Annotated in this window: 7 protein-coding genes; 4 read left to right on the top strand and 3 right to left on the bottom strand. The window is 66.4% G+C overall.

All coding sequences use genetic code 11. The features are described from left to right. The first annotated feature begins 49 nt into the window (after window positions 1–49). Complete coding sequence (locus tag ON45_RS12240; RefSeq protein WP_040494251.1) at window positions 50–958, top strand: haloalkane dehalogenase; 909 nt, start codon at window positions 50–52, stop codon at window positions 956–958. Then, window positions 955–1,884, top strand: coding sequence for a TRM11 family SAM-dependent methyltransferase (locus ON45_RS12235; RefSeq protein WP_040494249.1), 930 nt, complete (start codon window positions 955–957; stop codon window positions 1,882–1,884). The genes ON45_RS12240 and ON45_RS12235 overlap by 4 nt, the downstream gene beginning before the upstream one ends. Before the next feature lie 17 nt (window positions 1,885–1,901). Here the strand turns inward: ON45_RS12235 and ON45_RS21475 are convergent, their stop codons facing one another. Then, window positions 1,902–2,474: a PPOX class F420-dependent oxidoreductase gene (locus ON45_RS21475; protein ID WP_051062970.1), complete on the bottom strand. Its 573-nt coding sequence runs from the start codon at window positions 2,472–2,474 to the stop codon at window positions 1,902–1,904. A gap of 52 nt (window positions 2,475–2,526) precedes the next feature. Here ON45_RS21475 and ON45_RS21470 point away from each other — a divergent pair, with 52 nt between their 5' ends. Further along, window positions 2,527–3,174, top strand: coding sequence for a TetR/AcrR family transcriptional regulator (locus ON45_RS21470; RefSeq protein WP_051062969.1), 648 nt, complete (start codon window positions 2,527–2,529; stop codon window positions 3,172–3,174). A gap of 8 nt (window positions 3,175–3,182) precedes the next feature. Here the strand turns inward: ON45_RS21470 and ON45_RS12220 are convergent, their stop codons facing one another. Next, complete coding sequence (locus tag ON45_RS12220; protein ID WP_040494247.1) at window positions 3,183–4,277, bottom strand: NAD(P)-dependent alcohol dehydrogenase; 1,095 nt, start codon at window positions 4,275–4,277, stop codon at window positions 3,183–3,185. Window positions 4,278–4,298: 21 nt separating this feature from the next. Further along, on the bottom strand, window positions 4,299–5,330 hold the full coding sequence (locus ON45_RS12215) for a TIGR03857 family LLM class F420-dependent oxidoreductase (RefSeq protein ID WP_040494239.1): 1,032 nt from the start codon (window positions 5,328–5,330) through the stop codon (window positions 4,299–4,301). 73 nt (window positions 5,331–5,403) lie between these two features. Between ON45_RS12215 and ON45_RS12210 the strand changes: the two genes are divergently transcribed. Continuing rightward, the gene (locus ON45_RS12210; RefSeq protein WP_051062968.1) at window positions 5,404–7,044 is read left to right on the top strand and encodes an AMP-binding protein; all 1,641 of its coding nucleotides are present in this window, start codon (window positions 5,404–5,406) and stop codon (window positions 7,042–7,044) included. The last annotated feature ends 46 nt before the right edge of the window (window positions 7,045–7,090 follow it).

The raw sequence follows: 7,090 nt of genomic DNA, 5'->3' as shown, positions 1-7,090 counted from the left end.
GTGCCATCGGGTGTCAGACACCGGTTGGCACATCCGAGAGGAGAGAGACATGAAGGTACTGAGGACACCCGATGAGCGGTTCACGGATCTGCCGGACTATCCGTTCGCGCCGAACTACGTGGACGTGTCGGACCAGGACGGTGGCAGCCTGCGCGTGCACTATCTCGACGAGGGTCCCGCCGACGGCCCGGTCGTGCTCGTGCTGCACGGCGAACCGTCGTGGAGCTTCCTGTACCGAAAGATGATCCCGCTGCTCGTGGACGCGGGGCTGCGCGTGATCGCGCCGGACCTCGTCGGGTTCGGCAAGAGCGACAAACCGACCGAACAGAGCGACTACACCTACGCCCGACACGTTGCCTGGATGCAGGAGGCGATCGTCGATCATCTCGACCTCCGTGACGCGACGTTCTTCGGTCAGGACTGGGGCGGACTCGTCGGGCTGCGGCTCGTTGCCGAGAACCCGGAGCGGTTCGCACGCGTGGTGATCGGGAACACGGGCCTGCCGACCGGGGAGCACGCGCCGAGCGACGCGTTCCTGGCCTGGCAGAAGTTCAGCCAGACCTCACCGGATTTCGACATCGGGTTCCTGATCAACGGCGCGACCATCACCGAGTTGTCCGACGCCGAGATCGCTGCGTACGACGCTCCGTTCCCCGACGACACGTACATGGCGGGAGCGCGGATCTTCCCGTCGCTGGTCCCGACGTCGCCGGACGACCCGGCCGCGAGTGCCAACAAGGCGGCCTGGGAGGTCCTCATGGCCTGGGACAAGCCGCTGATCTGTTGCTTCGGTGACAGCGATCCGATCACGGCTGGTGGCGACAAGCCCTTCCTCAAACTGGTGCCGGGTGCGCAGGGGCAACCGCATGTCACGGTCGCGAACGCGCACCACTTCTTCCAGGAGGATGTCGCGCCGGAACTCGCGCAGATCATCGTCGACGCGGTCGCCCGCGGTTGAGCGAGGCAGCGCTCTTCGCGATCTGCGCCCGGGTCGCTCGTCACGGTCTGATCACCGCGGAGTGCGAGAGCCTCACGGGTGGTCGCCCGGACCCGGATGGCATCGCGACGTGCGAACGGATCGATCTCGTCGCGCGCGCCGCGTACGTGCAGACGGGACTCGCCGTGTTGGCGACGGGTCGATCGCTCGACGAACTCGTGACGAACGTCGGTGACGCGACCTTCGCGGCCGACGGCTTCCGGATCGACGTCCACGATCCTTCCGACAGGATCGGGCGGTCGACGCAGGAGGTCGCCACGGCGCTCGCCGACGTGATTCCGTACGGTCCTGACCTGAGCACCCCCCGCTGCCGCTTCGTCGTGGCGGCCGCAGCGGACCGGTTGATCTTCGGTGAGGTCGTCACCGTCACCGACGCGTCCTACCGACGCCACGACGCGAAACCGTGGACGACGTCGTCGTCGCTCGACGGCCGATTCGCGCGAGCGTTGGTCAATCTCGTTCCGCATGCCCGCTCGATTCTCGACCCGTGCTGCGGTGCAGGGTCGATCGTGCTCGAAGCGGCCTCGCTCGGTCTCGACGCGTACGGCGTGGACGACAAACCGGCGATGGTCGGGATGACGACCGAGAATCTCGCGCACTTCGGGTACGACGCAACCGTCGTGCGTGCCGACTCGCGCGAACACGAGCAGCGCGCCGACGCGATCGTCACCGATCTGCCGTACGGCCACGCGATCGACGCGGACGAGGCGCAGATCCGGGGGATCCTTCGACGATGTGTCGAGTCGGCTCCGACCGGCGTGTTCGTTGCTCCCGCCGACTTCTCGATGTGGATTCGCGCCGCCGGATACGACGACGTCGAAGTGTGCACCGTCCGCAAACGCGCCGGCTTCACGCGTTGGGTCCACGTCGCCCGACGATCCGAGTAGCGGCTCCCCGAGACGGTTCAGACCCAGCGGCGCGGAATCGGCAGCTTGTCGCGGACGCGGGTGAACGTCAGCAACGCCTTGTTGATCGCCTTCGTGTTGTCGAAGCCCTTGACCTCGCTCGGGATCAGGCGGATCAGGGTCTGGCCCTTCGATTCGCGATCGGCTCGCGAGATCTTCTCGTACTCGTTGGCCCCGAGCTTGCCGAAGTAGCGCGTCGCCATCTCGGTCGAGAGTTCGCCCGCGGTGCCGATGTCGACGAGTTCGACGGTGCCGTCGATGATCACGGCGCGGTAGGGCGGGCGTTCGTCCTGCACGGTCACGCAGACCCGGTCGTCGCGGAGCAGAGCACGGTGTTTCGCCGAATCCGTCGACACGGCGAACACCATCACGCCGTCCGCGTATCGGTACCACAGCGGGGCCTGGTTGGGTCGTCCGTCCTTGCGCAGGTACGCCAGATTCGCGATGTGGTTGCCTGACAGGAACTCGTCGAGTGCGTCGCGATCGAATCCGGGTTGTCCTCCGAGGGCGGAGAACGGCAACGACGGGATGGGAGCGATGGTGTCGCCCCGGAGGTTTACGGTGTAATCCATCCCGTCAGCGTAGCGAGCGGCCGTCGCGATGTATACACCGTAAACTGTGACCATGGCCGCACCGGAGAGAACACCGTTGACCGTGGCGGCGATCACCTCGGCGGCGATCGAGTTGATCGACCGCGACGGACTGGACGGCCTGTCGATGCGACGTCTCGGAACGACGCTCGGCTACGAGGCGATGGCGCTGTACAAGCACGTCGCCGACAAATCAGCGTTGCTCGACGCGGTGGTCGAGGAGGTCTATGCGGAGATGCAGCCACCCGACCCCGCCGAGCCGTGGCAGGAGCGCATCCGCTCGAGCGCGCGCGAGCTGCGCCGGGTGGCGCAGCGGCACCCCCATCTCTTCGTCCGGCTCGTGACCGAGCCCCCGTCCACCACCGCGGTCGTCGAGCGGATCGACTCCATCCTCTCGGCCCTCCAGGAGAGCGGAGGGGACGATGCCGAGGTGGTCCACCGATTCTTCCTGTTCGTCAACATGACCTCGGGGGTGTTGCTGGCCGAGACGACGGCATTGATCGCCGATGGCGGAACGGCGGTGTTCGACACCGAACGAATCGATGCCGAGGCGCGGTGCCGAGCCCTGCTCCACTTCGGCGAACGCCTCGCCACGTGCGACTTCGATGCCGAGTTCGATCGCACCATCGAGGCGTACCTGTCCCTCGTCGACCGGGATCAGCCGGGGTCGGACCCCGGTTGACACCCACCTCAGAAGATCAGCACGGGTTTGATGACCGATCCGTCGGCGGATGCGGCCTCCGCTTCGTTGATCTGATCGAGGCCGTAGGTGGTGATCAGCTCGTCGTACGGGAACTCGCCCGCCGCGTTGAGCTCCGCGAGCCGTGGGATGAACTCCTGCGGCGTGGAGTCGCCCTCCATCACACCGGTGATCGTGCGGCCGCCGATCAGCGAGATGAAGTCGAAGGTGATGTCGCCGAAACCCACGCCGGCGAGACCGATCGTGCCGAGGTTGTTCAACCCCTCGAACGAGGCGCGGACGACCGCGGCGTTGCCGGTGGTGTCGAACGCGTAGTCGGCACCGACACCCGTCGCCGCATGAATGCCTGCCGTCAACTCGGCGGGGGCCCCGGACAGCGTGGTCGTCGCGCCGTACTTCGTCGCGAGTTCGAGCCGGTTCTCGTGACGATCGATCGCGATGATCTGCTCGGCTCCCGCGACCTTCGCGGCCATCACGGCGCTGAGTCCGAGCGCGCCTGCGCCGGAGATGACGACCGATGATCCCGGTTGGACGTCGAGCGTGTTGAGGATCGCTCCGGCACCCGTCTGGATTCCGCATCCGAGCGGGCCGAGCTTGGCGAGGTCGTAGGACGGGTCGACCTTCACGACCGACGTACGTGCCACGACGGAGTGGCTCGCGAACGATGACTGTCCGAAGAAGTGCGAGCCGACCGCGTCACCGGCTGCGTCGGCGAACGCCTTCGTGCCGTCGGGACGCGCGCCGCTCATGTTGTACGCGTTGAAGTTGAAGCAGAGCGGCAACCGTCCGGCGTCGCACGCTTTGCAGGAGCCGCAGTGATTGAACGAGAGGACGACGTGATCTCCGACCGCGAGGTCGGTCACGGACGAACCGACTTCCTCGACGACACCCGATCCCTCGTGGCCGTAGACCTGGGGACCGCCGAAGAACTCCGGTGGAAGTTCGCGCGACAGCAGATCGGTGTGGCACATCCCGGCGGCGACCATGCGCACCACCACCTCGTCGGCTCGCGGTGATTCCAGTTCCAGTTCCTCGATGGTGAACGGACCGTCTCCGGTCCGCATGACCGCTGCTCGTACCTGCATGTTGATGCCTCTTTCCGTTGATCAGGGAGTGGTGTACGCGTCGACGATCGGCGCGAGTTGGCCCGGCGTTGCGCCATGGAGGATGACCGCATCGGCACCGAGAGTCAGTTGACCGCGCACCGCCGTGGCGCACTGTTCTGCGCTCCCCGTGGCGCTCGGCGCGAGCCATTCGTCGGGGATCAGCGTCGCGATGTGCTCGAGTTCGGCGGTCGTCGCCTTGTCGTCGATCGCGCCGCGGAATCCCGAGACCATCGGGTCCGCACGGAACGCTGCGAGCACGGCCGGATCCCACCGGTTCGTCTCGACCATCAGGTCGCCGTACGCCTGGAGGTAGGTGGCCAGTCGGCCGACGCTCTTCTTGAGGCGGAGCGGTTCATCGATGTGGTCGCCGATCGTCGCGAAGCAGGACCACACACGGACCGCGTCGGGATCGCGTCCGGCCCGCTCGGCGGCGGACTTGACCGTCTCGACGCAGCGCGTCAGCGTCTCGTCGGTGAAGAAGGTGTGCAGGATCACGTCGTCGAAGACGCGTCCAGCGAGGTCGAGTGACCGCGGACCGAAGGCGACGAGCGCGAGCGGGATGTCGGCGTCGAAGTCGGGATCGAGGCGGAGCACCGGCCACGAGCCGTTCGAGTCGTCGTGGCCGATGACCGTCTCGCCGTGCCACAGCCGCCGCATCAGGAGTGCGAAGTCCTCCATCTGTTCGGTGGTGATCCGCCCGATCCCGAAAGCGTCCTGCATCGGGGCGATGCCGCGACCGATCCCGAGCGTGAATCGTCCGCCCGTGAGGTAGTGCATCGTCGACGCGTAGGAGGCGGTCACGATCGGGTGACGCGTGTTGTGGTTGGTGGCGCCGGTGATGATGCGAATGTCCTCCGACACGGCGCCGGCCGCTCCGCTCAGCGTTGCGGCCTCCTTGATGTTGAAGCGTTCGGAGATGAACGCCGCGCCGAGGCCGAGTGCCTCGGCGTCTCGGATCTCGTCGATCAGGTCACGCGGCGAGTCGGGCGCTCCGGCGAGTGTGTAGAAGCCGAGTTCCTCGTGTTTGGCCACGGGGCCCAACGTAGACGCGGCACCCTCCCGGAGTTGTACCGTCGCAGGCAGGCAACGTTCTCTGGGGAGGGACATGACCACATCAATCGACCGAGGCCGGACGGACACCGCGCTGCTCGACCAGACCATCGGAGCGAATCTCGCCGCGACCGTCGAGCGGTTCCCTGACCGTGAGGCGCTCGTCGTGGCCCACCAGGGAATCCGTCAGACCTGGAGCGAGTTCCACGAAACGGTGCAGGCGGTCGCCAGGGGATTGATCGCACGCGGTGTCGGGAAGGGCGACCGGGTCGCGATGTGGAGCACCAACTTCGCCGAGTGGGTCTACGTCCAGTACGCCACTGCCGTCATCGGCGCGATCCAGGTGAACGTCAACCCGGCGTACCGACGGAGCGAGTTGCGTTTCGCGCTCGAACAGTCGGGCAGCAAGCTGCTCGTCGCCCGGACGGAGTACCTCACGTCGAACTACCGGGAGATGGTCGAGTCGGTGCGCGACGAACTGGCGGACCTCGAGTCGGTCGTGTTCTTCGACACCGACGACTGGAGCGATCTGCTCGCGGCCGGCGAGACCGTGGAGCCCGGTGAACTCGGGGTCCGAGCGAACTCGTTGCATCCCGACGACCCGATCAACATCCAGTACACGTCCGGCACGACCGGCAATCCGAAGGGCGCGACGCTGAGCCACCGGAGCATCCTCAACGACGCCCTGCTCGTCGGGTCGGCGTGCGGCTACTCCGAGGTCGATCGGGTCTGCATTCCCGTGCCGTACTACCACTGCTTCGGCATGGTGATGGGGAACCTGGCGTGCTCCGTTTTCGGCGCGACGATGGTCGTGCCATGTCCGACGTTCGACCCCGACGCGGTGCTGCGCACCGTCGAGGCCGAGCGATGCACCTCGCTGTACGGGGTGCCGACGATGTTCGTCGCGGAGCTCGGCCACGAGCAGCTGGACTCGTTCGATCTGAGTTCGCTCCGCACCGGGATCATGGCCGGATCGCCGTGCCCGATCGAGGTGATGCGCAAGGTGATCGACCGCATGAACATGGCCGAGGTCACGATCGCGTACGGGATGACCGAGACCTCGCCGGTGTCGACACAGACGACAGCGAACGATTCGATCGAGCATCGGGTCACCTCGGTCGGTCGCGTGCTGCCGCACGTGGAGTCGAAGATCATCGATCCCGGCACCGGTGAGGTGGTCGAGCGCGGTGAGGAGGGCGAGTACTGCACACGCGGATTCCACGTGATGCTCGGCTACTGGAACGACGAAGAGAAGACCGCCGAAGCGATCGACGACGAGGGTTGGATGCACTCCGGTGACCTCGCGACGATGGACGCGGACGGCTACGTGAACATCGTCGGACGGATCAAGGACATGATCATCCGCGGCGGTGAGAACATCTCGCCTCGCGAGATCGAGGAGTTCCTCTACACCCACCCCGATGTCGCCGACGCGCAGGTGATCGGTGTCCCCGACGAGAAGTACGGCGAGGAGGTCGTGGCATGGGTCCAGCTCGCGGCCGGTGCCGTGCTCACCGAGGACGAGGTCAAGGACTTCTGCCGCGGGGAGATCGCGCACTTCAAGGTGCCGCGCCATGTCCGCTTCGTCGACGGGTTCCCGATGACGGTCACCGGCAAGATCCGCAAGGTCGAGATGCGCGAGACCTCGATCGCCGAACTGGGTCTCGAGTCCGTCGCGGGCTCCGCGACCGCGTGACCACCCCGACCGTTACGTGACGGGTCAGACCCGTTACGTAACGGTC

Origin of the sequence: Ilumatobacter nonamiensis YM16-303 (assembly GCF_000350145.1) — a bacterium.
Lineage (GTDB): Bacteria > Actinomycetota > Acidimicrobiia > Acidimicrobiales > Ilumatobacteraceae > Ilumatobacter_A > Ilumatobacter_A nonamiensis.
The sequence above is the reverse complement of the archived record's forward strand: the minus strand, read 5'-3'. Positions and strand labels throughout refer to the sequence as shown.

What these genes read in the sequence shown, in the direction of transcription:
- ON45_RS21470 (WP_051062969.1), top strand. Translation starts at nt 2,527, where the DNA reads ATGGCCGCACCGGAGAGAACACCGTTGACCGTGGCGGCGATCACCTCG.
- ON45_RS12210 (WP_051062968.1), top strand. Translation starts at nt 5,404, where the DNA reads ATGACCACATCAATCGACCGAGGCCGGACGGACACCGCGCTGCTCGAC.
- ON45_RS21475 (WP_051062970.1), bottom strand. Translation starts at nt 2,474, where the DNA reads ATGGATTACACCGTAAACCTCCGGGGCGACACCATCGCTCCCATCCCG.
- ON45_RS12240 (WP_040494251.1), top strand. Translation starts at nt 50, where the DNA reads ATGAAGGTACTGAGGACACCCGATGAGCGGTTCACGGATCTGCCGGAC.
- ON45_RS12220 (WP_040494247.1), bottom strand. Translation starts at nt 4,277, where the DNA reads ATGCAGGTACGAGCAGCGGTCATGCGGACCGGAGACGGTCCGTTCACC.